The 26,635-nt window shown below is 61.6% G+C and carries 22 protein-coding genes; 15 read left to right on the top strand and 7 right to left on the bottom strand.

Annotated elements, in window-relative coordinates:
- Window positions 1–38: 38 nt before the first annotated feature.
- Both HHL09_RS03860 and HHL09_RS03855 read right to left on the bottom strand, forming a co-directional pair.
- Window positions 39–1,700: an NHL repeat-containing protein gene (locus tag HHL09_RS03860; RefSeq protein WP_169453169.1), complete on the bottom strand. Its 1,662-nt coding sequence runs from the start codon at window positions 1,698–1,700 to the stop codon at window positions 39–41.
- Window positions 1,697–5,200 carry a hypothetical protein gene (locus tag HHL09_RS03855; protein WP_169453168.1) on the bottom strand — a complete coding sequence of 1,168 codons (3,504 nt, stop codon included), beginning with the start codon at window positions 5,198–5,200 and terminating at the stop codon, window positions 1,697–1,699. The genes HHL09_RS03860 and HHL09_RS03855 overlap by 4 nt, the downstream gene beginning before the upstream one ends.
- Before the next feature lie 117 nt (window positions 5,201–5,317).
- Here HHL09_RS03855 and dgt point away from each other — a divergent pair, with 117 nt between their 5' ends.
- Window positions 5,318–6,610: a dGTP triphosphohydrolase gene (dgt, locus tag HHL09_RS03850; protein ID WP_169453167.1), complete on the top strand. Its 1,293-nt coding sequence runs from the start codon at window positions 5,318–5,320 to the stop codon at window positions 6,608–6,610.
- Between the two features lie 8 nt (window positions 6,611–6,618).
- On the opposite strand, the gene HHL09_RS03845 is transcribed toward dgt, so the two are convergent.
- Window positions 6,619–7,791 carry an aminotransferase class I/II-fold pyridoxal phosphate-dependent enzyme gene (locus HHL09_RS03845; RefSeq protein WP_240963727.1) on the bottom strand — a complete coding sequence of 391 codons (1,173 nt, stop codon included), beginning with the start codon at window positions 7,789–7,791 and terminating at the stop codon, window positions 6,619–6,621.
- Window positions 7,766–8,668, bottom strand: coding sequence for a D-alanyl-D-alanine carboxypeptidase family protein (locus HHL09_RS03840; RefSeq protein ID WP_169453165.1), 903 nt, complete (start codon window positions 8,666–8,668; stop codon window positions 7,766–7,768). Before HHL09_RS03840 ends, HHL09_RS03845 begins: the two co-directional genes overlap by 26 nt.
- 151 nt (window positions 8,669–8,819) lie before the next feature.
- Between HHL09_RS03840 and lexA the strand changes: the two genes are divergently transcribed.
- Both lexA and HHL09_RS03830 read left to right on the top strand, forming a co-directional pair.
- Complete coding sequence (gene lexA, locus HHL09_RS03835; protein WP_240963726.1) at window positions 8,820–9,398, top strand: transcriptional repressor LexA; 579 nt, start codon at window positions 8,820–8,822, stop codon at window positions 9,396–9,398.
- 221 nt (window positions 9,399–9,619) lie between these two features.
- A complete protein-coding gene (locus HHL09_RS03830) occupies window positions 9,620–10,318 on the top strand; it encodes a class I SAM-dependent methyltransferase (RefSeq protein WP_169453163.1) in 699 nt (232 codons plus the stop codon).
- 60 nt (window positions 10,319–10,378) lie between these two features.
- On the opposite strand, the gene HHL09_RS03825 is transcribed toward HHL09_RS03830, so the two are convergent.
- Window positions 10,379–11,098, bottom strand: a complete 720-nt coding sequence (locus tag HHL09_RS03825) for a hypothetical protein (protein WP_169453162.1) — start codon at window positions 11,096–11,098, stop codon at window positions 10,379–10,381.
- A 177-nt stretch (window positions 11,099–11,275) separates the two neighbouring features.
- Between HHL09_RS03825 and tsaA the strand changes: the two genes are divergently transcribed.
- The 3 genes from tsaA to HHL09_RS03810 are packed head-to-tail and all read left to right on the top strand — an operon-like array spanning window position 11,276 to window position 13,939.
- Window positions 11,276–11,977 (top strand): tRNA (N6-threonylcarbamoyladenosine(37)-N6)-methyltransferase TrmO, encoded by a 702-nt coding sequence (tsaA, locus tag HHL09_RS03820; RefSeq protein WP_169453161.1) that lies wholly within the window; start codon window positions 11,276–11,278, stop codon window positions 11,975–11,977.
- 24 nt (window positions 11,978–12,001) lie between these two features.
- Entirely contained in the window at window positions 12,002–13,468 is a 1,467-nt protein-coding gene (locus tag HHL09_RS03815) for an ankyrin repeat domain-containing protein (protein ID WP_169453160.1), read from the top strand.
- Between the two features lie 15 nt (window positions 13,469–13,483).
- A complete protein-coding gene (locus HHL09_RS03810) occupies window positions 13,484–13,939 on the top strand; it encodes an ACT domain-containing protein (RefSeq protein ID WP_169453159.1) in 456 nt (151 codons plus the stop codon).
- Between the two features lie 3 nt (window positions 13,940–13,942).
- On the opposite strand, the gene HHL09_RS03805 is transcribed toward HHL09_RS03810, so the two are convergent.
- Together HHL09_RS03805 and HHL09_RS03800 are read right to left on the bottom strand one after the other, a co-directional pair.
- Window positions 13,943–14,893: a glycoside hydrolase N-terminal domain-containing protein gene (locus HHL09_RS03805; RefSeq protein ID WP_169453158.1), complete on the bottom strand. Its 951-nt coding sequence runs from the start codon at window positions 14,891–14,893 to the stop codon at window positions 13,943–13,945.
- Between the two features lie 31 nt (window positions 14,894–14,924).
- Window positions 14,925–15,425 carry a hypothetical protein gene (locus tag HHL09_RS03800; RefSeq protein ID WP_169453157.1) on the bottom strand — a complete coding sequence of 167 codons (501 nt, stop codon included), beginning with the start codon at window positions 15,423–15,425 and terminating at the stop codon, window positions 14,925–14,927.
- A gap of 193 nt (window positions 15,426–15,618) precedes the next feature.
- Here HHL09_RS03800 and HHL09_RS03795 point away from each other — a divergent pair, with 193 nt between their 5' ends.
- The 9 genes from HHL09_RS03795 to atzF all read left to right on the top strand — a co-directional run bounded on the left by HHL09_RS03795 (window position 15,619) and on the right by atzF (window position 26,634).
- Window positions 15,619–16,596: an ABC transporter substrate-binding protein gene (locus HHL09_RS03795; protein ID WP_169453156.1), complete on the top strand. Its 978-nt coding sequence runs from the start codon at window positions 15,619–15,621 to the stop codon at window positions 16,594–16,596.
- Window positions 16,597–16,675: 79 nt separating this feature from the next.
- On the top strand, window positions 16,676–18,079 hold the full coding sequence (locus HHL09_RS03790; RefSeq protein WP_169453155.1) for an ABC transporter permease: 1,404 nt from the start codon (window positions 16,676–16,678) through the stop codon (window positions 18,077–18,079).
- Window positions 18,076–18,969, top strand: coding sequence for an ABC transporter ATP-binding protein (locus HHL09_RS03785; RefSeq protein WP_169453154.1), 894 nt, complete (start codon window positions 18,076–18,078; stop codon window positions 18,967–18,969). The genes HHL09_RS03790 and HHL09_RS03785 overlap by 4 nt, the downstream gene beginning before the upstream one ends.
- 47 nt (window positions 18,970–19,016) lie before the next feature.
- The gene (locus tag HHL09_RS03780; protein WP_169453153.1) at window positions 19,017–19,406 is read left to right on the top strand and encodes a GFA family protein; all 390 of its coding nucleotides are present in this window, start codon (window positions 19,017–19,019) and stop codon (window positions 19,404–19,406) included.
- Between the two features lie 74 nt (window positions 19,407–19,480).
- Window positions 19,481–19,945, top strand: a complete 465-nt coding sequence (locus tag HHL09_RS03775; protein ID WP_169453152.1) for a CopG family ribbon-helix-helix protein — start codon at window positions 19,481–19,483, stop codon at window positions 19,943–19,945.
- 1 nt (window position 19,946) lies between these two features.
- Window positions 19,947–20,663: an urea amidolyase associated protein UAAP1 gene (locus tag HHL09_RS03770; protein WP_169453151.1), complete on the top strand. Its 717-nt coding sequence runs from the start codon at window positions 19,947–19,949 to the stop codon at window positions 20,661–20,663.
- Between the two features lie 5 nt (window positions 20,664–20,668).
- Complete coding sequence (locus HHL09_RS03765) at window positions 20,669–21,301, top strand: urea amidolyase associated protein UAAP2 (RefSeq protein WP_169453150.1); 633 nt, start codon at window positions 20,669–20,671, stop codon at window positions 21,299–21,301.
- 22 nt (window positions 21,302–21,323) lie between these two features.
- The gene (uca, locus tag HHL09_RS03760; RefSeq protein WP_169453149.1) at window positions 21,324–24,890 is read left to right on the top strand and encodes an urea carboxylase; all 3,567 of its coding nucleotides are present in this window, start codon (window positions 21,324–21,326) and stop codon (window positions 24,888–24,890) included.
- Window positions 24,891–24,903: 13 nt separating this feature from the next.
- The gene (gene atzF, locus HHL09_RS03755; protein WP_169453148.1) at window positions 24,904–26,634 is read left to right on the top strand and encodes an allophanate hydrolase; all 1,731 of its coding nucleotides are present in this window, start codon (window positions 24,904–24,906) and stop codon (window positions 26,632–26,634) included.
- The last annotated feature ends 1 nt before the right edge of the window (window position 26,635 follow it).

Raw genomic sequence — 26,635 nt, 5'->3', positions numbered from 1 at the left:
GCGGAAAGATGTTCGGGGGAATTTCCGACGGTCCTTCCCTAGCGGAGCTCCAGCTTCATCAGGCGCTGGTTTCCGGAGTCAAAAACCGCGGCGCTGGTACCGGATGCCCCGATGGCACGTGGCTGATCCAAGGTCTGGAGGTCCGCGCCTTTTCGCCCCGCGGTTCCGAATTCAGCGATGGGTTTTCCGGCCCGCAGGCAGAGGACGCGATGGTTCTCCGTGTCGCTCACCCAGAGGAGATCCCCTGATGCGGCGAGGTAGATCTCCGCTCCGAAGCCTGCCTCAATCCCTTGCTTTTCCTGCCACCCGCCGTCCACTGCGTTCAAGCGGAGGAGCTTGCCATCGGCGGCGGCGAGGAGTTCCGGACCGGAAGGAGTGAGGCTAGTGAGCTTCCCGATGGGCTCCCGGGTCCGGAGTTCTGCCGCGCCGCCATCGCCTTCGAACCTTCCCTCGCGGCTGACGAAGCAGATGCGGCCCTTTCCACGGGAGTCGGAGATAAAAAGGGCGTCACGGTCTTTTACCCGTAGCAGGGTCGAGGCGACCGCGCCCTCGGGGAGAGGAATGTCCTCGGAGAGTTTCAGCGGGCCGCCGTGCCCACCGTAGTAGATGGCCGGCTTGTCCCAGCGGATCGCCGGGCCGACAAAACCGCCATCCGGTGCGGCGGACGCGCCTGCAAAGCCCGGTGCCTGCGGCGGTGGCACGCTGTGGCGGAGCGGGGTGTCCGGAGCATCGCTCCAGTCCCAGAAGCCGCCATTGAAATAGACGCGCCGGTCCGCATCGATCACGAGGGCGCTGCAAGTGGCCATGGCGCCGATCCTCCGGAGCAGGGCGAAGCGGTTTTCCGCGGCGCGCCATTCCATCAGGTGCATGACGCCCTCCGCACCGGAGGCGGCGAAGAGACGTCCATCGGTGGTGGCGAGGCCACGGGAGTCATTCAACTCATGATTTCCCTCCACGTAGCCGATGAAGGATCCGGAGGCACCGCCGAGCACCACGCCGGGATCCGGCAAGAAGTCCTCCCCGAAGCGCCGGAGGGTCCCGTGCCATGCCGAGCCGAACCAACGGTCCGCAATCCACTGCGGGCGGTCGTCCGGGGCTGTCCATGGTCCCGCGCCCTTCTCCGGAGCGAAGCGATCGACGCGGCGGATCTTGTCGCCGGATTTCGCGTAGATCCCATGCCGGGGGCCGATTTCGAGATCGGAGATGTCTTCTTCCGAGGTGGCGACCGGTTTCGTTTCGCCAGAGGAGTTCACGAGGAAGATGGCTTTCCCATTCGCTGCGGCCGCCCAGCCATCCTCGGCGGAGAGCGAAAGACGTTTGGCATCGATGCCGAGTTCGACGGGCTCTGCTCCCGCAGGGGCATCCAAGGAGAGTCGGTAGAGCTTCTTGCCGAGCTTCAGCAAGAGCGAGTCACCGCAGATAAGGAGCGTGTCCTTGTCCTGAGGTCCCCCGCCGGGAGGGAGCGGATAGCTAGCGAGCAGGCGTCCATCGACGGCGTAGCGATTCAGGCGGCCGTCGCCACCCCGATCCCAGATGGTGCCCGCGGCGTCCCATGCGACCCCCATGCCGGTGGCGGTCTTCTCCGCGAAGCGGACCAAGCTGCTGCCCTGCTCACCGGAATTTCCGAGCACGCCGCTGCAGCGGATTTCCAAGGCTGCGGACGCCCCGGCCATTGAAAGAAGAAGGAGGATGGCTTTCATGGATTCGGGGCGGGGGAGAAGTTGAGTTGGCCCCAGAGATTCGGGCTCAGCATGATTTCGCCGGGCACGTCATTGACGAGGCCGGTGGCCTGATTGGACCAATAATTCCGGAAAGTATTGATGGTGCCAGCGGGGTCACCATAGATCACGCCGAAGTCGCCGCGGAGTTGCAGGGCCTCCGGTGCGCCGAGGCCGAGCTCAGAAAGAGGAAGCTCGATGGCCACTTTATAACCATTTCCGCTGCGCTCGACTTTGATTGCCGCGTTCTCGAGCCGCTTTACCTGATCCACTTTCTCGCTGCGCCAGGGGCTCTGGAAGTTCACGGCTTCGTTTGCCGCGGCTCCCGGGAAGCGGTGACGGTAAAGGACGGCGACATTTTCCTCGCCCATGGGTGCGATGAAAAGGCGGAGATCTCCCTCCGCGGCATCGGTGCGACGCGGGTCTGCCGCGGGCGAGATGCCGAGCTGGAGATCCACTCCATCGCCGGTCTTGAAGAGCGATTGCCAGTCCTTACCTTGGTTTACCCAAGGCGAGGCATCCGCCACCTCATACTGGAGGCGTAGTAGATTGCCGTCGCGCGATGCTTTCACGGTGACGGGGAAATTCCCGTCCTTGTCCCACTTCGCTACCTCCCGGGCTTGGTCTCCCCAAGGAAGGGTAGCTTCATGGATTTTCGATGAGACGCTGGCGACGCGGTTTTGGTTTCTAGCGGCGGCCAAGGATTGCTCGCCGCTTACCACGAGACGTCCTTCGGCGCGCCTGGTGCCGCCCAGGCCTTCAACGCGATAGATCCGGTAGGAGATCCCGCCGCCTTGGAAATAGTAGTCGCCATCCTTCGATCGTCCGAAGGTTCCGCCGAAGCACTCGCCGCCAAGGATGCCGATGCCGCCTGCCTGAGGATTGGTCATCATCCGGACATCCGGGAACATTTCGTCGAGGTAGATGCCATCGCTAGTCATGACGAAGGCGCGGCCGTGATTGCCATTGATGAGCATTACATCGGACGTGTCATCGAGCGGGGCCATGCCGCTATAGAAGAGGGAGCCTTGGAGTTCGCCGGTCTTGGGCAGCGGGGCATTGTGGGAGCCGTGAACATTGCTCCAGCGGTTCGGGTAGGTCCACCGCAGCTTTCCTTCCGGGGAGATGGAGCGCATGGCTGGATCGGAGTTCATCACCGTATTTCCGAAGCGGTCGGTGATGCTTTCCACCATGCTGCTGCCGGGCAAGTCGATCTCCGGAGCCTTCGCCACGGCTTCCTTCAGCGAGGGGTAGCGCGGTGCGCCGTCCCGCCACCAGCTATCCGGTGCGAGCGTGACCAGCACGGGCTTGCCATTGCGCTCGCCCGGTACACGGAGGGTCAGGTCATTGAAGTCATGGCTCCATCCTGCACCGCCGACGCTGGTGCCCTTTGCCGTGAATTCGATTTCGTCCGGGTCGAGCGCTTCATCTCCGTTCCGGTCCACCCAGAGCATCCCGTAGCCGTGGCCGGGCTTGCCCTCATCGAGCATGCCGCCCTTGCTGCCCTTGTAATTGGCTTCCGGGAAATCGCGCTGGAAGGCCTCGATAAACTCGTCGGGAGGCTGCCAGTCATACGCGTAGGAAAATTGATGGGCGGAGGAGAGGCAGGCCCGCGGATGCAATTGGTTGTCGGCGGTGAGCTCCTGGATCCAGGTGACTTTTCCGCAAGTGATGATGAAGGTGCGGCCATCTTGCCGCCAGAAGCTGTGGCGTCGTCCTGACTTGCCCTCGAAAATGATTTGGGGCGTGGCGCTGCGCTTGGCGAAATCGAGTTTCCAGAGTGTGTCCTGGCCGATCCACCGCGTGGGATCGAGAGGATCGAAACCGGCACCCTGCGCGCCGTAATTGGTCGGGCCGAAGTATTCCTTCACCACGGCGCCGCTCAGGGTGTCGAAGGCCGCGAGGCGCTTCGGACGCCAGCGGTCCTGCTCGGTGACCCAGAGCTTCCCATCTAGCACTGCCAAGCCGGCCGGTTGATACATGCTGAGGGGATCGTAGCGAAATGAAACGATGCCGCCGGGTTTTCCGATGGTTCTCCCTTCGCGGCCTTTGTCGTCGAAAACCCGAACGCAGCGGGAGAGCTTGTCGCTCACATAGATCTCATCGGGTCCTTGGACGTAGAGGCCGCCGCTTGTCCTCGCGATCTTCCGGATCTTGCGCTGGTTGCCTTCGATCACCGTGAGGTCCCCCTCGGAGATCGTGTAGAGTTTATCACCGTGGCTGGCGAGAGCTCTCACCCGTGGATACTGGATCGGCGTGGCGGATGAGCGCTGTCCGGTAGCTGGATCAATGGGGATGATCTCCTGCGCATACTGGTCCGCCAGCCAGAGCGAGCCCTGCCAGAGTGCAATGCCGCTCAGCCGATACTCTGTCAGGATCTGCTCAGATCCCGGGCCGGCTTCGTAGGTCAGGAGCGGGGAGTGGCGGAGGCCGCCGGGAAACTCCGCGACATTGCCGCTCTTCAGATCGATGCGCATCACGCTGATGGTGCGCTCTTCTTTCCAGTCCGGCTTCGAGCGGTCGACGTGCTTGCCCCAGGCCAAGCCATCGTGAGCGGCGTAGAGGAAGTTTTCGTCGGCGGCGAGGGAGACGACGCTCAAGCCGTGGCCATGAGGTGGATTGAAGCCGCGGATGAAGGTGCCATCGGGAGCGAGTTCCACGATCTCGTGTCCGCCTTCCGCGACGGGTGCGGCGAAGAAGAGAGATTTGCCATTGGTGGCCGCGGCTTGGAAGGTGCCGTGATTCGAGCCGGGTCCATCGCAGAAATCCATGAGATGGACCGGCCTCAGTCCCGGGTGTGAAATGGCCCGCCATCGGTAGTCGCCGGGGGCGGCGATGTTTCCCGCTTCATCAAGGCCATCCCAGACGAGGCGGTGACGGCCCTTTGGCATCGTCTGGCCTGACAAGAGATTCCGGACGCGGGTGCCATCGGGACGCTCGATCACCACGCTGGCCTTTCCCTCGATCGCTTGATCGAAATCGATGGCGATTTCCAAAGCGCGGTCAGCGGCTTCGCGGGTGCGCTCTTCCAAATCGAGGGGCTGCCAGTCCGCCGGGTCGGTGGAGAGGGGCACATGGGCCGCCGCGGGACCGACATGGCGGAAGCGCTGGCGCAGGCGGTCGACTCCTTGAGGGCCACCTTTCCATGCGAGAGCGAAGGCGAGACGAGGCGAGGTCGTGTCCTTTTCCGCGGGCAGGAGGAATTCCCAGCGGCAGGTCTTGTCTTTGCGAGAGCGCTTCGCCTGACCGTCGCCCAGCCGAGCGAGTTGCTTGCCCGCCAAGCCGAGTTCGAGGGAGATGTCCCCGTTGTCGTCGAAGGTGTCCGCTTCGACGACGATCTTGAGGCCGGAAGGGGTTCTTTCGGCGTCGAAGGCGACGTGGGGCGTGAGAGCGCTCGAAAGCTCCGTCAGGTTCTCCGCCGCCAAGGGGTGAGCGAGAAAGCCGATCCATAAGGCGAGGCGGTAGAGAGGCCGTAGCGACATTCGATTTCGAACAAAACCCCGGTAGCGTGGTCCGGCTTTCAACAAAAGATCTGCAGCTGCGGCATCCGCGCCCCTTGGGGCTCGCCACGGAGGGCCGCGCACCGTAGCAAAGCCCCGATGCCCAACCGCTTCTACGGTGCCTTCGATACCGAGCGCTTTTCCGGAAAACAGGAGATTCCCGGGGACTTCCGCTCGCCCTTCCAGGTCGATCGTGACCGGGTGCTGCACACGCCTGCCTTCCGGCGCCTGCAGAACAAGACCCAGGTTTTCTGGAGCGGGGAGTACGATTTCTACCGAACGCGGCTCACCCACTCGCTGGAGGTGGCCCAGATCGGGCGTTCGATCTGCCACTGGCTGAAGGCTCCGGGCGGGTTGCTGGCGGATGACTACTTCATCGATCCGGATCTGGTGGAGGCTGCCTGCCTTTCCCATGACCTCGGCCATCCTCCCTTCGGGCATGCGGGGGAGAGGACGTTGAATTTCCTGATGGCGGGCTATGGGGGCTTTGAAGGAAATGCTCAGACGCTGCGGCTTCTGACCGAGCGGATCTTTTCGGCGAAGCGCACGGGGATGGATCCGACGCGGGCCTTTCTGGATGCGGTGCTGAAATACAAGTCGCTCTGGACCGAGCTGAAGACCACGACAGGGGAACTGCCGGAGCACCACTTCCTCTACGATTTCCAGCACCAATGGCTGGATTGGGCGATGGGTGGCCATGATTTCCCGGCCGAGTATCCGCCGGGCAAGGAGCGCGATTCCTTCAAGTCGATCGAGTGCCAGATCATGGACTGGGCGGATGACACTGCCTATTCGCTGAACGATCTGGCGGATAGCGTCCGTGCCGGGTTCCTGCGGATTGAGCGGATCGAGGGATGGGCGGAGAAGCGTGGCGAGCCGATCAGCGAGGGAACGCCGCTGGGAGAACTGGTGACAGCGATCCGCAAACGCAAGGTGGATCCCTTCGTGGGCTCGCGGATCGGGAAGTATATCCGGTCCGCGTCCCTGAGTGCCGATGTGAATTTCCTGAGTGGCACGAGCAATCGCTATGGCTTCCGCTTGAATGTGGATCCGGCGGTGAAGGCGGAGTCGAAGCTCTTCAAGAAGCTGGCGTTTGAGAACGTGTTCCTTTCGCCGCAGTTGAAGCAGCTGGAGCACAAGGGCAATCACTTGCTACACCGCTTGTGGGATGTGCTGGAAAAGCGCTATGTGTCCGGCGATAGCATCGATGGGCAGAATTTCCAATTGCTGCCGGAAGATGCCGCGATGGAGATCGAGCAGGCGGATAGCGTGGAGAAGAAGGCGCGGCTGGTGTGTGATTTCCTGGCCGGGATGACGGACGGCTATGCGGCGCGGATGTACAAGCGGCTGTTCACGCCGGACTTCGGATCGATCAGTGATTTGATCGGTTAGAGGGCCCGCTATGATCTGTCGCGTGAGATGGCAGCGATCTCGTTCTTCAGGCCTGCCAACGCTTCCAGCGGGTGGGCTGCTGAGATCGAGATGCGGAGGCGGGCCGTGCCGCGGGGAACGGTGGGGAAGCGGATGGCGGGAACGAGGTAGCTGCGCTCTTCGAGGGCTTTGGATGCATCGAGAGTCCGCTGGTTTTCGCCGAGGATGATGGGGACGATGGGAGAGGGATGACCCGGTGCGAAGGCTGCGATGTTTGCGTGCAGCGACTCGCGCAGGGCATCGCCGGTCGCCGAGCGGATCAGCGCCAGAGAGGCCATCGCCGCGTGGGCGAGAGCGGGTGGCGGGGCGGTGGAGTAGATGAAGGAGCGTGCGCGGTTGACGAGCAGGTCCCGCCATTCCGCGGAGCAGGCGAGATACCCACCGGAAAGGCCCGCGGCCTTGCTCAAGGTGCCCATTTGGAAGTCAACACGGTCCTGGAGTCCGAGTTGGGCGGCGAGACCCATGCCAGAAGGTCCGATCGCTCCGAAGGCGTGGGCTTCATCGAGGAAGAGCAGGGCACCGTGCTTGTCCTTTGTTTCGATGATCTCGCGCAGGGGGCAGAGGTCGCCATCCATCGAGAAGACGGACTCGGTGACGACGATCACGCGTGCTCCCGCTTGCTTTTTCCGGATGACCTCTAACAGGCGATCCAGCTTCGGGACGTCATTGTGCGGGAAGACGCGGATGACGGCACCGGAGAGGCGCGCGCCATCGATCAGCGATGCGTGGCAGAGCTTGTCGAGCACCACCACGTCATCCTTGCCCACGAGTGCGGGGAGGCTGCCGGTGGCGGTGGCGAAGCCGGAAGAGAAGACAAGTGAGGCTTCCGCTCCCTTCGCGGCGGCGAGAGATTCTTCCAACTCGCGATGCGGTGGCAAGGTGCCGCTGACTAGGCGCGAAGCCGCGGATCCCGCGCCGTAGCGGTGGATGCCCTCGATGAAGGCTTCCGCGAGCGCCGGATGCGAGGCGAGACCGAGGTAGTCGTTTGACGCGAAGTTCCACAGCTCGCGGCCGTCGCGGATCACCTTCGGACCCGCGGGCGAATCGAGCGAACGCAGGCTGCGCAGCAAGCCGGCTGATTCCAGAGCGGCGAGTTCTTCCCGCGGTCCGGTAGGATCACTGCTCCGCACCGGGGCGCTCAAGTGACCAACGGAGCAGCTTTTCGGAGTCGTCCCAGACATTGGCGGAATTGCTCTTGAGCACGACCACGATCGCGGAGCGATTGCCGAGCGTGCCGGAGGACACGAGGCAGCGGCCCGCGGCATTGGTGGTGCCGGTCTTCAGCCCATCGCAGTAGGGCACTCGCTTGAGGAGCTTGTTGGTATTGGTCAGCGTCTTCACCCGGCCGTCGCTGTGGCGGAAGGTCGTGCTTTGCAGCGCGGTGAAGGAGCGGATCGTCTGGCTGCGCCACGCGGCGCGAGCGGCGATGGAGATATCGCGTGCGGTGGAATATTGGTTATCCGCCGGCAAGCCGTGCGGGTTCATGAAATGGGAATGGCGCATGCCGAGAGAGGCTGCCTTGCGATTCATCATTTCGGCGAAGCCTTCCTGGCTGCCGCCCACATCGCGGGCGAGGGCGCGGCCGACATCGTTGGCGCTTTTCACCATCAGCACGCGGAGCAGATCGCGGCGGCTATGGGTCTCGCCGGGCTTGAGGTAGAGCTTGGTCGGTTCGCACAAGGTGTCGTCGGAGGAGATCGTGACGATCTTGTCGATATTGCCGGTGTCCATCACCACGAGAGCGGTGAGGAGCTTCTGGGTCGAGGCGATGGGGCGCTCGGTATCGGCATTCTTGGCGAAGAGGACGCGACCGGAGACGGGATCGATGACGATGGCGCTTTCCGCTGCGACCGGAGGCGGCGGGGTCAGCGGGATGGTGGCGGCGCGGACCGCTTGGGCTTTCGTGATTTCAGCCGGCGGGCCGGAGGGGCGAGCCGGGGGGGCTCCACCACCGCAAGCGGGCAGGAGCGCGGAAAGGGCGAGAATGGCAAAGGAACGCCAGTTGGCTTTGCGAAGCATCGGGGCGGATCATCCTGCCTCGGGCCCCGACCCTCAAGGCAGGATTCCTTGAATTTCCGCTTGTATCGGGGAATCACGCATGTTCTTGTTCCTAAGAACACTGTTCACATACGCCATGCAGGACGGTTTGACACAGCGCCAAAGGGAAATCGTGGAATACCTGAAAGCCACGCAGCGGAAAACCGGCTTCATGCCGTCGACCCGCGAGTTGCAGCATTATTTCGGCTTCGCCAGCCAGACGGCGGCGATGAGCCATCTCCGCGCGCTCGAGCGCAAGGGGGTGATCCAGCGCTTGCCCGGCAAGGCTCGCGCGGTGGTCTTCCCCGAAGAGCTCGATCGCGAGGAAATCGTGGATATCCCGGTGTATGGCCAGATCGCCGCGGGTATGGCCCAAGACGTGGAGTCGGAGCGCGAGGGATGCATTTCGATCGATATCGCTTCGATCGGAATCCCGCGCAGTGCCCGGACTTTCGCACTGAAGGTGCGGGGTGACTCGATGATTGATGCCCATATCTGCAGCGGGGATACCGTGATCCTCGAATTCCGCGAACCGCGGGATGGGGATGTGGTGGCTGCCTTGATCGATGGTGAGACGACGCTCAAGCGTTTCATCATGAACAAGGGGAAGCCTTTCCTTCGTGCGGAGAACGTGGAGTTCCCGGATCTGATTCCGGCCCGCGAATTGATCATCCAAGGCGTGCTGGTGGCACTGCTGCGGAAAGCGGCTTGAAGAAGCGGGCGGTTTGGCCGTTCAATGAATGGCTGGCGGGTGAGGGCTAGCCTTGTGGCAATCCTTGAGCGGGGGTAGTCCTGTTATTTGAGCAGGAGCCCCGTGGGATTGTTAGTTATCCTAGTTTCAGCATCGTTCCTGAAGAACCCTCGCAGCAAGGCTGCGCCGCGGGAAATTGAGCGTGCGCTTTGTCAGGCGATAATCCTGAATGAGCTCCGACGATGCACCGCACCGGCGACCCCCTACAGGAACAACTCGATTATTATAATGCCCGGGCGGGTGAGTATGACCAATGGTGGTTGCGGCAAGGGCGCTATGACCGCGGGCCGGAGCTGAATGGCAGGTGGGTAGCAGAGGGAGTCGAGATTTCGGAGATGCTCGCCCGTTTCCGGCCGGAGGGAGAGGTGCTGGAGATCGCCTGTGGCACGGGGATTTGGACGGTGCAGTTGTTGCCGTTTGCGACCTGCCTGACTGCTTTGGATGGAGCGCGGGAAGTGCTGGCGGTGAATGCCGCGAAGCTGAAATCGGAGAAAGTAAGGTATATCGAAGCGGACGTCTTCAAGTGGCAGCCGGACCGGATGTTCGACGTGGTATTCTTCAGCTTCTGGCTTTCACATGTGCCGCCTGAGCGCTTCGAGGAGTTCTGGGAATTGGTGCGCTCCTGTCTGGCTCCGGGTGGACGGGTGTTCTTCGTTGATTCGCTTCGAGATTCGGGTTCGACAGCGGTGAATCATGATCTTCCCGGCGAGGAGTCGACGGTTTCGCGCCGCAAGCTCAACGACGGGCGGGAATACCAAGTTTATAAGGTGTTCTATGAGCCAGAGGATCTCGCTGCGCGGCTGAGAGCGCTCGGGTGGGAATTCGAAGTGAGCCAGACAGCGAGCTACTTTATCCGCGGACAGGGATCGCGTATTCCGTAGCGTTGAAAGTCAATCTGAGGGATGACTTGTCGCGACGAGCCCGGATTTTCAGATCCCGGCTCAGTCCTTGATCCGGCGATAGCGCCATGGCGAGTAACCTTCCCTGAGCAATTTCTCCACCGGGATCTCGGCGGCATTTACCCGCCAGACGGGGAAGGGTCCGGCTTCGTAGACATGGACGGTTTTTCCAAGTGTGCCCCAGTGGTTGAAGAGGACGACGTGGCGGTCATTGAGCAGGATGTCGCCCGCCTTCAATTCATCCCATGACGCGAGCTTGTCGCAGATTTCGTGGAGTTGCTTGGTGGAGTAGGGACGGGAGAGCCGCCAGCAGCGCGAGACGAAGCCGGAGCAATCGATGCCGCAAGAGGATTTGCTGGTGCCGCTGTCGCCGAGCCGGCGCTTCTCAGATGTGGAGATATCGCCAGCTGCTTCGCCGCGTTCGAGCGCAGCGAGAAATTGGCGGGGTGTGTCGAAGCCGCCCCATTGGTAGGCCATGCCGCGGGCCTCCTTGCCGGGCTTCCACCAACCGTTCGAGAAGCCGTGTCCCTTCAAACTTGCATCGGGCGTGTGTACCAGGACGCCGTGCTCATCCTTTCCGTGGCGCACGTGTTGTTCCTGCGGAGTCCAAGTGAGCCTGCTGTAGGTGTAAGCGATCCCAATGGCTTCACTCCGGGTCACGGTCCTGGCGGGGCCGGCGATCGCGAGCTCGTCGTTCTGGCGAGCGCATTGGGTGAGAGCGACCAGCGAGGTGGCGAGGAGAAGAGGGTGAAAACGGAACACGCCGCAGGAAATCGAGGGCGGCTGCTTTTGAGAATCCTGAAATGGAACGCTTCGCCTTCTGTTAGCGTGGGCCGCCGGTGTGATAGGGATCGAGTGTCTAATGGAGTCGAGGGAGTCCCGGCGGGAGGGCATTTGTGGAGGATTGGCAAGGGTCTCCGGGCGGTTCAGCTTCCGCGCATGGAGATCCAGCCCATCGGTATCGTTCGCTCATGCTTCGGCGGAAAGTTCGGGGTGCCGCGTCAGCCGGGGCTCTGTCCAAGCGCTTGGGGTGAGCTAGTCTTCGAGCCTGAGTTTCGCCAGGCGGAGGCCTTGCGGGGCATTGAAGGTTTTTCCCACCTATGGCTCATCTTCGGGTTTCATCTTACCGCGGAGAGTGGCTGGAGTCCGACCGTCCGACCGCCGCGTCTGGGTGGTAATGAGAGGGTGGGGGTTTTTGCTAGCCGCTCTACCTTCCGGCCCAACGGCCTCGGGCTATCGCTGGTGAAGCTGGAAGGTCTGGAGAAGCGCGAGGGGCAGGGAACGGTGCTCTTGCTTGGGGGGCTGGATCTGGTGGATGGCACGCCTGTCTTCGATGTGAAGCCTTACATTCCGTATGCCGAGGCACCGGTGGATGCCCGAGGGGGCTTTGCTGGCGAAGCTCCGGCGCGGCTGGCGGTTTCCACCGAGGGGGCCGATGGCTTTTACCGGCTGCCGGAGCGCGCCAAGCAGCTCATTGTCGAGGCGCTCTCGCTGGATCCGCGGCCCGCAGTGGGTAGAGAAGAGGAAGGGCGAGTCCATGGGGCGGGCCTGTGCGGCATGGAGGTGAAGTTTCGCGTGGAAGGGGGCATCTGTTATATCCGGAGCGTCGAGCCCGCGACAGGTTCCGGATTGAAAGCTTAAGAAAGGTGAACTAATCTCGCCGCCATGAGCGGGAAACCCATGGTATTTCTCTTGGCTGGCACCCTGGTGCTGGCATCTCCCGGTTGTAAAAACCGGGAAGAGGCCGCCAAACAGGAGCTGAAGGAGAAGGGCTATGAAATCACCCCGGAGAGCTTTTTCCGGGCGGCGGAGAGCGACGACGTGGCGACGATGCAGAAACTGGTCAAAGGTGGAATCGCACCTGATGTCCGGAATTCCGAGGGCGACACCGCGCTGCACGCCGCCGCGGCTGCGGGAATGATGAAGTCCGCGGATTTCCTGTTGGACCAGCATGTGCCGGTAGATGTGACGGGCGCGGGTGACCGGACGCCGCTGATGACGGCAGTGGTCAAGGGTTCTCCTGCGATGGTGCGGTATCTCCTTTCCCAAAAGGCGGATCCCTTGAAGAAGGATGCGAAAGGATACCGGCCGCTAACCTTGGCCGTGAACGAAGGCCGGGCCGAGATGGTATCGGAGCTCGCCGCCTATGACCGGGACAGTCTCGATACCGCCATCTTGCTCGCGGCGATCGAAGGCAAGTCGGGTGTGATCGACGCCCTCACGGCTTATGGTGCCTCGGTCTATGCCCGGACCGACGATGGCCGCACCCCGCTGATGCTGGCAGCAGAGAATGGGAACATCGAAGCCGTGGAGATGCTGATCGGTGTGGGGGCGAACCGCTTTTCGATGGATGAAGAAGGCCGCATTGCCGCAGACATCGCTCGCGAGGCCGGGCATGAAGAGGTGGCCCTGCGTCTCTCTGAAGAGCCGGGGAAGGAGGAATTCGGGATTGAGGAGCCGTCCGATCTCGGGGCGGAAATGCTGGCTCAAATGGAGAAGGCGGACCAAGCGGCCGGCTTGGCTTCTTCCGAGCCGGCCACGGGCGGCGGCCATACGCCGGTGGCGAGTCATGCCGCGCCGGTGGCCCTCGAGGGCGCGACCCTGAAGGAGATCGCCGGACCGGTGAGCATGCCGGTTTCAGGAGGCTCTGAAGTGGTTTCCCAAGCGCCGCTGAAGATGCGGGCGTTCCGCCAGCGGGAGCTACCCTTGCGCATCGAAACCGTGAAGGGGGAAACCGCCTCGATCCGGGTGGCGGGCAGTGGCGTCCAACAGATCTCGAAAGGTGCCCCGATCCCGGGCACTTCTCTAACAATCGTGAAGGTCCAGCACCGGATGATGGAGCAGAAAGATCGTTCCAGCGGCCTCACGGAAGCCTCCGTGGTGGAGGTGCTGGATGGAGGCACGGGCCGGACGCGGGAACTGGTGAGCGGGATCCCGTCCACCGCGCATGATCCCGTGGCACTGGTGGAAGACGGCGGCGGCAGACGCTATCTGGCGAAGGCTGGCCAGAAGTTCAGCGGTGAGGACGGCAGCCAGTATGTCGTGGTGGATGTCCGCCCGAATCAAATGGTGATTGAGAATTTGTCGAAAGGTGAGGTAATAACGGTCCCGCTCCGCGGACCGCGGGGCTGAGACCTCTCTCCGAACATGCCAGCCAAGACGATCGAGCCGGGGAATCCGGTGAAGCAATTTTCCGTGCTGCTTCCGAACCGTGCCGGGGCCTTGGCATCACTGGTGAAGCTGCTGCGTGGTGCCGCGATCGAAGTGGTGGGCATCAGCGTGCAGGATTCCCGGGACGCGACGATCGCTCGCCTGGTGGTGACGGATCCGGATACCGCGGAGCAGATCTTCGTGGAGAAGGGGATCCCGCATACTACCTGTGATTTGCTGGTGATTTCGCTCCGTGAGTCGGGGCCGGAGCTTTTGCCGGTGCTCGATACCCTGATGGTGGCTGAGACGAACATCGACTTTGCCTACGCCCTGATGCCGTCGCCTCAGGGGCACTCGCTGCTGGCGCTCCACGTGGAGGACTACGACTTCGCGGTAACGGTGCTGAATAGTGCCGGCTTCAAGCTGGTGTGCCAAGAGGAGTTGAGCCGCTAGGGGCTACTCCTTCTTCGGAAGCAGATCGGGATCGACCATCTCCTCGGGATCGAGCTCGGGGAGGATGATCGGTTCGGCGGGCACGCCAGGCTCCGGTGGCAGGATCTCGCCTTCCGCCGGGCGGGTGATGGCCACTTTCAGGTAGCGGGAAAGGAGCCGGGTCTTGCCTTCACCTGCGCCTTCCATCGACTTGCGATGGGCGGCGGTGTGCCGCTCTAATAATCCTTTCCACACTTGGAAGACATCCGGGTGATCGTCTCCACCGAAACCCAAGGGCTTGAGCCGATCCGGCAGGGTCTTGATTTTTTCGGGGTCGGTCTCTGCTGCCAGAAGGATCAGAGCCTCGCCTTCGCCTTTCACGGTGATGTCCTTGGTGCCCGGAGTGACCTCTGACTCCATGGGATAGACCCAAGCCCGGGCTTCGAAGGGCTTTGATTTCTTGCCGCCGAGGTCGCCATTCAGGATCAGGATCCGGCGATCCTCCACGTGGACCTTGCCCTTGTGTTCGGTCGGGAGTTCGAGCTTGAAGTTCAGCGCCCCCGGCTTGTCCGTGCGTAGATGGGTCACGATGAGGTCATCGGCCGAACTGGCGAAAACAGTCCAAGTGAATCCCGCGCCGCCCCGTTTGAAGGTGGTGACCACGGTGCCGTCCTCCAGATTCAAGACCCGCTTGTAGTCAGAAACCGGGGCCTTTCCCGCGAGCCAATCGAGCGAGAAATGGAACCAAGCGGGTCCGCAGAAGGCATTTCCCGGAACGTTGGCGGTGGCCGGGCGTTTCCCTCCCTTGGGCAGGATGGCCATGGGCTCGATCCCGGTCCGGCCCTTGACCCGCGCCCGGAGATCGCCATTCCCGATCGGGAATGCCTTTTCCATCACCATCGCGGGTTGCTTGAAGGTAATCTCTTCTGCGTCGCAGGTGGCGAGCGCGATGAGGACGAGGAAGAGCCGTTTCACGGGCTCCATGAACTCACGCGGAGCCGGAAATTCAAGAGCGGGAAGGTGCCGGGCCGGACAAATTCCGGCTGCGGCGCAGGGAATGCCAGGCGAGCCGCATGTTACGGATTGATATCCAAGACGCGGTGGCACCGAGGCAGATCACAAAGGCGGAGAGGCCCAGATAGACCGGCATTTCTCCGAGATTTGCCATCATCAGGAGGCCGCCGGGTATACTCGAGAGGCCGAAAAGGAGGACGAATGCCCAGCTTCCCAAGTGCCAACGCGGGAAGGATGGCTTGGTAAGCAGAAGGCCTAGGGCAGCCCACGCCAGGATCCCGGAGATCGTGGGGAGGGAAATGACGAGCATCTCCAAGTCTACCAAGGTCCTCAGGCTCGTCTTGGACTCCCGGGCGAACTGCCACAAGACCATGGTGCCGAACACCGCGGGAACCAAAAGGATGGTATTGATGAGGAATAGCGTCCAATGCCCGGCCCGCGTCCGCCGCGCGAGATCGGGATCAAGGATGGGGTAGGGCGACGGAGACCGCATGCGGGGATCAAAGCATGAAAACGTGAGAGGATGAGGAAATCTCTGTGAAAATCGCTCCGATTTCCAACCCCGGGATGTCGGAGAAAGCGAAGAAGAGAAACGGCCTTGGTACGGGCGTTGCTTATTCCGGTGTGAACAATCGGCGGAAGTTTCATACCGCGGGTGTTCCTCAATCCCCAGTTCTACACCGAAGATGAAATCGCCGACATATTTCCGATCCGCCTTTGCCGGGATGCTCGCTCTCTGCGGGATCGCCCAAGCCGAGCCTCTGAAGATCGCCTACTCCGATTGGCCGGGCTGGATCGCTTGGGAGATCGGCGTTCAAAAAGGCTGGTTCAAAGAGGCGGGGGTGGATGTGGAGTTCCAGTGGTTCGACTACGTGCCTTCGATGGATGCCTATGTGTCCGGCAAGGTGGACGCGGTGTGCATGACCAATGGCGATGCTCTGGTCACGGGTGCCACGGGCAAGCCGTCGGTGGGTATTCTCATCAACGACTACTCCAACGGCAACGACATGGTGGTGGCGGCTCCCGGGATCTCTTCGATGAAGGACCTGAAGGGCAAGAAGGTGGGTCTGGAGGAAGGATTCGTCTCCCATCTGCTCTTTCTCACCGCACTCGAGAAGAGCGGGATGAAGGCGGACGATGTGACGGTGGTGAACACCCCTACCAACGAGACTCCGCAGGTGCTCGCCTCGAAGGCGGTCTCTGCAATCAGCGCTTGGCAACCGAACTCCGGTCAAGCGCTGAAGGCCTTGCCGGGCTCCAAGCCGGTCTTCACCTCGGCCGATGCGCCCGGAATCATCTACGATCTCCTCTACGTCTCCGCGGAGAGCCTCGAGAAGAACAAGGAGGATTGGGCGAAGGTGGTGAAGGTCTGGTACAAGATCGCCGACTACGTGCGCGATGAAGAGAATTTGGACGATGCTCTGAAGATCCTCTCTGCCCGCGTGAAGATCTCCCCGGAAGAATACGAGCCGTTTTTCAAGGGCACCTATATCCTTACGCTCGATGAGGCGCTCAAGCGCTGGGAGAAGGGCGAGGGGCTTGCGAGCGTCTATGGCTCCACCAAGTCCGTGAATGCCTTCAATCTGAAGTTCAAGGTCTACGAGAAGAGCCAGGATCCGGAGAAGTATCTCGACCCCTCCCTCACCAAGGCTCTCAAGAAGTAATTTCCATCCGAATGCAGCCATCATCGCGCCGGGCTGGTCCCGGCCCGGCGCGATCACTTTCTAAAAACCCATCGACTTCATGGCGCGCCCCGGCTTCCTGAAAGACTGGTTCGTGATCCGCCGCGATCTGCCGCAGGGTCGTCGCTTTGCGCTGAGTATCGTCTCCTTCCTCTTGCCGCTGGTATCGTGGTGCGTGGTCTCCTATGTGCCGTGGATCTGGCATCCGGATGTGAAGATCGAACTCTCCGCGGAGCGCGAGGGGGTGACCACGGTTTTCACGGCAGGCGATCATGTGAGCAAAGGCTTCTTTCCGGAGTTCGTCGATGCGGTGAAGGAGGAGAATGCCGCGGTGATGGCTGCCAAGGAGGCAGGCACGCCGGTCACCGGCGCGAAGCGGAAGAACCAGAAGCTGCTGCGGCAGCTCGCGCCGCTGGCGATCGAGGAGGGCTGGCTACCCTTCGGTGATACCCAAAACGATGTGGTGCTCTACCATGTGTGGAGGGATCTCGCTACCGGCGCGAAGGTGGCGGGCAAGCCTGCTCTAACAGAAGAGAATCTGGCGATCGTGAAGCAGAACTGGGCGATGCTTTCTTCGCTGTCGCCGGACTTCGTCTTCAAACAATTGCCGGATGAGTCGCTGCTGAAACTACTGCCGCAGGGCAAGCCTGCGAACCCGGTCTACTTGCCTGCCCCGCATGAGGTGCTGCGCACGGGGATGCGAGATTTCAGCTCGGATGCGCCCGAGGGCGAGCTGACGATGATGCAGCGCTACAAGGCATCCCTGCGCATCATCCTGATGGGCTTCCTGTGGTCCTGTCTGATCGGTATTCCTCTGGGGATTCTCTGCGGGGTCTTCGATTTCTTCTCGAAGCTCTTCGAGCCTTTCGTGGATTTCTTCCGTTACATGCCTGCTCCGACCTTCAGCACGCTGCTGGTGGCGGTGCTGCTGGCAGGGGACGCGCCGAAGATCGCACTGGTCTTCATCGGTACGGTTTTCCAGATGGTGCTGGTGGTTTCCAAGACCACGCGCCTCTTGGACCCTGCGTTGCTGGAGGCAGCACAGACGCTGGGTGCGAAGCCGCGGCAAATGCTGACCAATGTGGTGATCCCGGGTATCTTGCCCAATCTCTACAATGACCTGCGCATCCTTCTGGGCTGGGCTTGGACCTGGCTCGTCATCGCCGAGTTGATCGGGATCAAAAGCGGGCTCACGGAGTTCATCGAGACGCAGGGCCGCTTCCGCAACTTCGATCGGGTCTTTCCGGTGATTATCCTGATCGGGGTGACGGGCTTCGTGACCGATCAGTTTCTATCCTGGCTGCATGGCCTGCTTTTCCCGTGGGCCGGCAAGTCGAATGCCCTTTCGCGCGGCATCGCAAAGGTCTTCACCTGGCCCTTCCGGAGAATCGGTGCAGGGCTGCGCCAGCGCGCAGCATTGATGGAATCCTCGCGCCTCGCCGCTACCCGCAATCAAACGCCATGAGCATCGTTACGCTTCCCGACTATCGGGTCCAGTCTCCGGATGTTGCCGCGCGCTTCTCCCGCCTGCAGCAGCGGCCGGTCGCGCTGGAGGTGCGAGGATTGACCAAGCGCTTTGAGACGCCGCGTGGCACGGTGACCGCGCTGGATAATGTTTCCTTCTCTGTCCACAAGCGCGAGCTGATGTGCGTGATCGGGCCTTCCGGTTGCGGGAAATCGACGCTGGTGCGAATCCTCGCGGGTCTGGAAACGCCGAGCTCCGGTGAGGTCCGCGTGTATGATGAAGCGGTCTCGGGCCCCGGGCCGGATCGTGGGATGGTGTTTCAAGGCTACACGCTCTTCCCGTGGATGTCGGTGAAGGAGAACGTGATGTTCGGGCCGAGGATGGCCGGGAAGTCCGGTTTTATCGCGGAGCGGGAGGCGCGCGAGTGGATCGATCTCGTGGGACTTTCGAAATTCGAGAATGCCTATCCCCACCAGTTGTCCGGCGGGATGAAGCAGCGCGTGGCGATTGCCCGGGCGTTGGCGAATCAACCGCGCGTGCTCTTCATGGACGAGCCCTTCGGCGCGCTCGACGCGCAGACCCGCTGCAAGATGCAGTCTTATCTGTTGGAGATCTGGAAGAACGTGGACATCACGATTGTCTTCATCACCCATGATCTGGACGAGGCGGTTTTCCTTTCCGATCGCATTCTGGTGCTGGATGCGAATCCCGGCAGGGTGCGGGAGGTGGTGGAAGTGCCGGTGCCGCGCCCTCGTTCGGAGGCGCAGATCTTCGAGCCCACCTTTGTCGCCACCCGCAAGCACATCGACCACATGATGCATCCGCCCGGACAGGAACAGAAGGATACGCCGGTGATGCGGCTCGCGGTTTCGGACCCGGATGTGATCTGATAATTACAGCTACTTGCCCGCGAGGGCTTCGCCGCTAGGTTTCATGCATGATCAAGGGAGGATGCCTTTGCGGAGCCACGCGCTACGAGATCGGGGCGGAACCGCGCTTCACGTCCTATTGTCATTGCGAGGACTGCCGGAAAGCGAGCGGTGCGCCGGTGGTCGCGTGGACCTTTTTCCCGGCAGGGACGCTGCGCTGGAGCCATGGCGAGCCGAAGCTTCTGAAGTTTGCGGGTAGGGAGCGAACCTTCTGCCCGGAGTGCGGTTCGCCCTTGAGCTTCTTCGATCCGTCCTTTCCCTCGGAGTATGAAGTGACCACTTGCAGCTTGGACGATCCGGGGCTGATGCCCCCGCATGATCATACCTGGGTGGAGGACCGGCTTTCGTGGTTCGAGGTGGCGGACACGCTGCCCCGGCATGCGCGCTACACGGGGTGAGGGTATCAGGTCATTCGGTATGAAGAAATGAAAAAAACTTCATATCAGGCATTGCGGCTGCTTCCCGGAGGGGCATGTCCAACGACCCTTCTGCCGATGGCTTGAGACGGATCACCGTCTCGATGCCTGAGGAGACCTTTCAAGCCTTCGAGCGGCTGGTGTCCGCGCGTGGCTTTGATAGTCGCTCCCAAGCCGTGGCGGAAATGATTCATCAGCACGCGGCACAGCATTTGGGAAAGATCGGCACGGAGATCATGGCGGGGACCCTGACGCTGGTCTACGACGAGTCGAAGAGCGCACTGCTGCGGGATCTATCCCGAATCTTTCGCGAGCATGTGGCGGAGGTGATTTCTTCCCAGCATGTCCTTCTGGAAGACGAGCACGTGCTGGAGGTGATCCTGATGCAGGGTCCGGCGCGCACGCTGCGTGAGATCGCCAACAAGCTGGTGACCTGCAAGGGGGTGAAGACGGCCAACCTTACACTGACTCCGCACCTGATGCCGCCGCTGCATGCGAAGGCCAATGGCATGAACCGATGATATGAAGCCGATCCTTGAACGAACCCTCAGCGGCGCCGGCATGTGGTCCGGCATCATTTCCCGCGGCAAGCGTCTCCGTCTGACCGATCTCGAAGGTGGGGCGAACGTGGGGATGCTCCTCTACAATGCGCTGGAGCGCCATGAACGCTACAACATGCCGGACACCCTGAAGGGACAGCATATCTTCTACCTGCGCGCCCCCTATTGCCTGCATTCGGACATGGGGCGGCTGCTCGCCTCGATCGTCCGCGATGATTGCGGCTGGCATGATACGGTGTGCGGGCATTCCGATGCGGCGCGGGTGCTGGCAAAGTATGGCGAGCACAACTACCAAGAAGCCCGCAACGAGTGGTATCGCAACGGGCGGGACTGCTTCCTGATCGAATTGGCGAAGTGGGGTCTCGGGAAGAAGGATCTGGTGCCGAATTTGAACTGGTTCAGCAAGGTGGTGGCGGATGAAGCGGGGAAGCTGTCCTTCGTTTCAGGGAACTCCAAGGCGGGCGACATCGTGGAGCTGCGCTTCGAGGTCGACACGCTGGTGGTGCTCAATACCTGCCAGCATCCCTTTGATCCGGATCCCGTATATCATCCGCATCCTGTGAAGCTGGAAGTCCTCCAAGGAGACAACCCGGCTACCGATGACCCCTCGTTCGCCATCCGTCCGGAGAACGTCCGGGCTTGGGAAAACAACGAAACCTATCACTCCCTGCGCTTCTAACCGCCATGACCGAGAGCACAATGAATCCGGCAGATGCGACCCATCGCCACGTCATCCCGGCCGGGGACTGGTGGGTGCATGAGATCAAGCGCGGCCAGACCTTCCGCATCCACGATCTGGAGGGAAATCAGGCGGCGGACACGCTTTTCTACAACGCTGCGGATCCGACCGATCGCTATTCGGCCGACGGTACGATCCAGGCCCAACAGGCGCTCTACCTCAGCACCGGTACGAAGCTGATGAGCACTGAAGGCAATGTCCTGCTCGAAATCACGGCGGATACCTGCGGTCGCCACGACACGCTGGGCGGGGCTTGTTCGCGTGAGAGCAACACGATGCGCTACGCCCATGACAAGGAGTGCATGCATGCCTGCCGTGACTCCTTCATCCGAGGGGCGCAGGAGTGGAAAGTGGAGCTCACGAAGCGGGACATCGCCTGCAATATCAATTTCTTCATGAACGTGCCGGTCAGTCCTGAGGGTGGGCTGACTTTTGCCGATGGGATCTCCGCACCGGGCCGTTATGTCGAGATGGTTGCGGCGATGGACGTGGTGTGCCTGATCTCGAATTGCCCGCAACTCAACAACCCCTGCAACGGCTGGAATCCCACCCCGGTGGAAGTGCTGATCTGGGACTAGTGCATCGACGCAAACAAAGACCATGAAAGGCTCCATCCTAATCGCGAACCGCGGCGAAATCGCGGCGCGCGCGATCCGCACCGTGCATGAACTAGGACTTCGTGCGATTGCCGTTTACTCCGATCCTGATTCCGGGGCACCGCACGTTGATTTGGCGGACGAGGCCCATCGCCTCGGGCCCGGGCCGGTGTCCGAGAGCTACCTGCTCAAGGAATCGCTGGTTGATTTGATCAAGAACGCGGGAGCCGCGGCGGTCTTTCCAGGCTACGGGCTACTCAGTGAGAATACGGATTTCGCGCGAATGTGTGAGAATGCGGGCGCGAAGTGGCTGGGTCCGACACCGGAACAGATCATTGCTTTCGGCTTGAAGCACGAGGCGCGCCGGCTGGCTGGAGCGGCGGGCGTGCCGCTGGTACCCGGGACGGATCTGCTAGAGAGCGCGGAAGCTGCGGTGAAGGCCGCGGAGGACATCGGCTATCCGGTGATGCTGAAGAGCACCGCGGGTGGTGGCGGGATTGGCATGAAGGTGTGCCGCGATGCGGAGGAGCTAGCGAGGGAATACGAGAGCGTGGTGCGCTTGAGCGAACGGAGCTTTGGTTCCGGCGGTGTTTTCATTGAGCGCTTCATCGAGCGAGGCCGCCACGTGGAGGTGCAGATCTTCGGCGATGGAAAAGGGCAGGTGCTTGCCTTGGGTGAGCGAGACTGTTCGGTACAGAGGCGGAACCAGAAGGTTTTTGAGGAAACGCCAGCGCCGGAGCTTTCGGAGAAGGTTCGCGCCGAACTTCACGCTGCGGCGGTGAAGCTGGGCGAGAGCGTGAACTACCGGTCCGCGGGGACGGTGGAGTTCATCTATGATGCGGATCGCCAGGACTTCTTCTTCTTGGAAGTAAACACGCGCCTGCAGGTGGAGCATGGCGTCACCGAGCTGGTCACTGGAATCGATCTGGTGGAATGGATGATCCGGCTCGCGCTCGATCCGGATTGGCAGGTGCCAGCAGTTGCTCCCGCTCCGAAAGGGCATGCCATCCAGGCCCGGGTCTATGCGGAAGATCCGAATCACAACTTCCGTCCGAGTTCCGGGCTTCTGACGGAAGCTTCCTTTCCGGAGTGGACACGCTGCGACGGCTGGATCGCGGCGGGCACCGAGGTGAGCCCGTTCTATGATCCCTTGCTCAGCAAGGTGATGGTTCATGGGAAGTCACGGGAGGAAGCTGTTGCCTTGTTAGGTAAGGCGCTGGATGAAACCCGGATTTACGGGATTGAGACGAATCTCCGTTATCTGCGCCAAGTGACCCGATGGGAGGCTTTCCGGGCTGGTGGGGTGGCGATGCGTGATATGGCCCGCTTCGATTACCGACCGGTTACCATCGACGTGCTTTCGGCGGGAACCATGACGAGCGTTCAGGATTGGCCGGGACGCACCGGGCTTTGGGAAGTAGGGGTTCCGCCTTGCGGTCCCTTTGATTCGCTTTCCTTCCGTCTCGCCAATCGGATGGTGGGGAATGATGAGGGAATGCCAGGCCTTGAGATCACGATGAGCGGCCCGACGCTTCGCTTCAATGCTGCCACCACGATCGCGATCACAGGAGCGCAGGTGCTAGTTCTTAAGAATGGCGAGAGCATCCCAACGAATGTGGCGATCAAGATCGAAGCGGGAGATAGCGTGAAGATCGGCCGGATCGAAGGCCCGGGTATGCGCTGCTACCTCGCGGTGACGGGTGGACTGGAGTCTCCGGACTATCTGGGAAGCGCTTCGACTTTCACGCTCGGGAAGTTCGGCGGTCCTTTCGGGCGCGCTCTCCTTCCGGGAGATGTTCTTGGTATCGGCCTAACGAAGCAAGGCGTTGGCTTGTCCGAGGCTCCGCGCATCCCCGTGAGCTCGGAGTGGAACATCGCAGTGCTCTACGGTCCGCATGGTTCGCCCGATTTCTTCCTTGATGAGGATATCGACACCTTTTTCGCCACGGCTTGGGAGGTTCATTACAATTCGGCCCGCACGGGTGTCCGCTTGATCGGTCCGAAGCCAAAATGGGCGCGGAAGGATGGTGGCGAGGCTGGCTTGCACCCCTCCAATCTCCACGACAATGCCTATGCGATCGGCGCGGTGGATTTCACCGGCGATATGCCCGTGATTCTCGGGCCGGATGGACCTAGCCTTGGCGGCTTCGTTTGTCCGGTCGTGGTGATCGATGCGGAGTTATGGAAGCTCGGACAACTCCGGCCGGGAGACAAGGTGCGCTTCATCCCCGTCGATGAGGCTTGGGCCGCGAGCCGTGCGGTGGAGGTGCACTCTTTCCTGGAAGGTGGCCTGCAGACACTCGGCGATCCTTCTCCGATGGCGAAGGGCTCGTGCTTCATTGATTCCTTCGGCGAGGGCGATGATGCAGTGGTCGTGCGCAGGGCGGGAGATCGTTATTTCCTGATCGAGTTCGGACCCCACCATCTCGATCTGAAGCTGCGCTTCAAGGTGCACGTGGTTTATGAATGGCTGAAGGAGCAGGGGATCGGTGGGATCATCGATCTCACTCCGGGTATCCGTTCATTGCAGGTGCATTTCGATCCCGGCAAGGTTTCTCGTGAAGCCCTTTGGGGCAAGATTCGCGAGGGTATTCTGTCGCTGCCGCCCTTGGAGCAGATCGAGGTCCCCGCGCGCGTGGTTCACCTGCCGCTGAGCTGGGATGACCCGAGCACGCGGGAGGCGATCCAACGCTACATGCAAAGCGTGCGGCCGGATGCCCCGTGGTGCCCGAGCAACCTGGAATTCATCCGCCGCATCAACGGCCTCGATTCCATCGACGAGGTGTATCGCATTTTCTTCGATGCCTCCTATCTGGTGATGGGATTGGGTGATGTGTATCTCGGCGCTCCCGTGGCCACGCCTCTGGATCCAAGGCATCGCCTGGTGACCACGAAATACAATCCCGCGCGGACCTGGACGCCGGAGAATGCCGTGGGAATCGGCGGGGCTTATCTCTGCATCTACGGCATGGAAGGGCCTGGCGGCTATCAATTCACAGGCCGTACGATCCCGGTGTGGAACCGTTGGCGCAGAACAGAGGATTTCCAGAATCCGTGGCTGCTGCGCTTCTTCGATCAGCTCCGCTTTTATCCCGTGAGTGCGGAGGAACTCCTGCGCCTCCGTGAGGAGGTGCCGCGTGGCCGGCACAAGCTGGAGATCGAGGAGACCGTGTTCCGGTTTGCGGACTACGAGGCCTTCCTCGAAGAGCATGCCGGGGAGATCGAGGGGTTCCGCAGCGTGCAGCGAGAGGCCTTCGAGGCTGAGCGGAAGCGCTGGGAGGAGGCAGGGCTCTCAATGGATTCTCCTGCGGAAGAGGTAGCGGGGGAGAGTGAATTCACCATTCCGGATGGGTGTGTGACCTTGGATAGCCCGGTGACCGGTAGCGTCTGGAAGATCCACGTCCAGGCAGGCGATCTGCTTCACGCTTCCGCCACGGCGATGATTCTGGAGGCGATGAAGATGGAAGTGCCACTCGATGCCGACGATCATTTGGAGGTGGTGGAAGTGCTGGTCGCGGAAGGCGCGAGCGTGCGAGCGGGCCAGTCACTCGTCGTGGTGCGAACCAAGTGATAGAACAGACCGCATGAAGATTTCCGAGCTACAGGAAAGATTCCGCAATGGCCTGACGCCATCCGCTCTCATCGAGGAGGTATGGATGAAGATCCAGGAATGGAATGATCCCGCGTTGTTCATCCATCTTCCAGAGAAGGAAGAGCTCTTGGCGCTCGCCGCGGAAGTGGAGGCCATGCCGCTGGATCTGCCGCTGTGGGGCATCCCCTTCGTGGTGAAGGACAATATCGATGTCGCGGGCTGGCCGACGACGGCGGCTTGTCCTGCCTATGCTTACCTTCCTCACGAGGATGCCGGTGTCGTGAAGCGTCTGCGTGCTGCGGGTGCGATTCCCATCGCGAAAGCGAATCTGGACCAGTTTGCCACCGGCTTGGTCGGTACGCGGTCGCCCTATGGCGCGGCGCGAAATGCGATTGATCCCGAGTTTCTTCCAGGTGGTTCCAGTTCGGGCAGCGCCTCGGCCGTGGCTGCAGGATTGTGCTGCTTTTCCTTGGGCACCGATACCGCGGGTTCGGGACGGGTCCCCGCTGCCTTTCAGGAGCTCATCGGCTGGAAGCCGACCAAAGGGCTTCTGAGCACAGCGGGCGTGGTGCCTGCCTGTCGCTCGCTCGATTGCGTTTCGGTTTTCACGAAGACAGCCGCCGACGCAGCGCGGGTGGCTGGGGTGGTCTCCGGTTTCGATGAAAGCGATCCCTTTTCCCGCGAAGTGGCATCTTGTGGAAAGATCGGCAGCTCGTTCCGGTTCGGCCTCCCGACCGGCTTGGATTTTTCCGGTGACCCGGATACGCCTGGTCTCTTTGACGCAGCTGTCGAGAAAATGAAGTCGCTTGGGGGGGAGCTGATCGAAGTTGATTTCACGCCTTTCGTCGAAACCGCTAAGCTTCTTTACGAGGGACCATGGATTGCAGAGCGTTGGGCGGCGGTCGGTGGATTCGTGGAGGAGAATCCCGGCGATGTCTTCCCGGTCACCCGAAAGATCCTCGAAGCCTCGAAAGGCTGGGACGCTGCCGCCGCCTTTCGTGCGCAGTATCGGCTTCGCGAACTCGCGAGGATTGCGGAGGGGGCTTGGGAGAAGATCGATGTGCTGCTGCTTCCGACCACGCCGCGGCTCTATACGGTTTCGGAAGTGCTGGATGAGCCCTACCAGACGAATGCAACGCTAGGGCGATACACGAACTTCATGAACCTGCTCGATCTTAGCGCAGTGGCCGTGCCCGCGGGGGAAGCGCGGAACGGCCGTGCCCGCTGGGGGGTGACCTTGGTGGCACCGGCAGGGTGGGATGAAGCGCTGCTGGAGCTGGCTGGCCGTTTTACCGGAGAGCCCTTGCCGGAGAACAAGTCTGCGGGTCCTGTGAAGATTCCGGTAGCCGTTTGTGGGGCTCACTTGGAAGGGCTTCCGCTCCATTGGCAGCTAGCGGACCGAGGAGCTTCGCTGAGGGACAGGACGAGGACCGCTCCGGTCTATCGCATGTATGTGATTCCTGCGTCCGGCAAGCTTCCTCCAAGGCCGGCGCTGATTCGCGATGAAAGCAGGACCGCCGCGATCGATGTCGAGGTTTGGGAACTCGATCCGGCAGCCTTTGGGGATTTCGTCTCGCAGATCCCTGCTCCTCTGGGGATCGGAAAAGTTCTCCTGGCAAATGGCGAGGAGGTGCCCGGATTCATTGCGGAACCCCGGGCCGCTGCGGGAGCCGAGGAGATCACCTCCTTCGGTGGTTGGAAGGCCTGGCTTGCCTCGAGGTGAC

The sequence above is a fragment of the Luteolibacter luteus genome, from assembly GCF_012913485.1.
GTDB classification, from domain to species: Bacteria; Verrucomicrobiota; Verrucomicrobiia; order Verrucomicrobiales; family Akkermansiaceae; genus Haloferula; species Haloferula lutea.
This window is presented reverse-complemented; position numbering and strand designations above follow the sequence as displayed.